Consider the following 571-nt stretch of genomic DNA (forward strand, 5'->3'; position numbering starts at 1 on the left):
CGGCGGCGATGCGTCCGTCCAGGTCATCGCGGCGCTTCACCGGGCGGGCGAAGATCAGTTCGGCGGTGCCGAGTGCGAAGTCACGCAACAGGGCGTTGCTCACGAACAGGGCGGTGACCAGCATTCCGAGCAGGGTGAAGATGCCCAGCATCTGCGCGATCACGGTGGGCGCGTTGCTGTGCACGTTGCCGACGCCGCCACCGATCTGCACGGCGTCGCTGGAGGCGGCGGCGAAGGCAAGCAGGGCGAACAGCCCGGCCAGCAGCCACAGCAGCGGGGAACGCAGCTGCTCGCGCAGCTCGAAGCGGAAGAAGTTGAGGATCATGGCGTGCTCCGCTCAGGCTGCCGCGCGGGCACGGGCCTGCAGGCGCAGGCGCTGGAAGTACACGTCCTCAAGGTCGGGAGCCACCGCCGCGAAGCCATCGCCGGGATCGTTGGCACTGTGCACGTGGATCACCGGGCGGCCACCGACCAGACGGGTCGACAGCACTACGTAGCGTGCTTCATGGTCGGCCAGTTCCGAAGGATCGACCTGCTTGCGCCAGACCTGCTGCTGCAGAGCATCGATGGC

2 protein-coding genes are annotated in these 571 nt (G+C 68.0%); both read right to left on the reverse strand.

What is annotated here, in order from left to right; translation table 11 throughout:
* Positions 1–325, reverse strand: a 325-nt coding sequence (locus DAI20_RS20005) for an ABC transporter permease subunit (RefSeq protein ID WP_159085156.1), incomplete at its 3' end; no start/stop codon positions are given.
* A 12-nt stretch (positions 326–337) separates the two neighbouring features.
* The coding region (locus tag DAI20_RS20010; RefSeq protein ID WP_205781531.1) for a hypothetical protein at positions 338–571 on the reverse strand (234 nt) is incomplete at its 5' end.

Source organism: Planctomonas deserti (genome assembly GCF_003067705.1).
Lineage (GTDB): Bacteria > Actinomycetota > Actinomycetes > Actinomycetales > Microbacteriaceae > Planctomonas > Planctomonas deserti.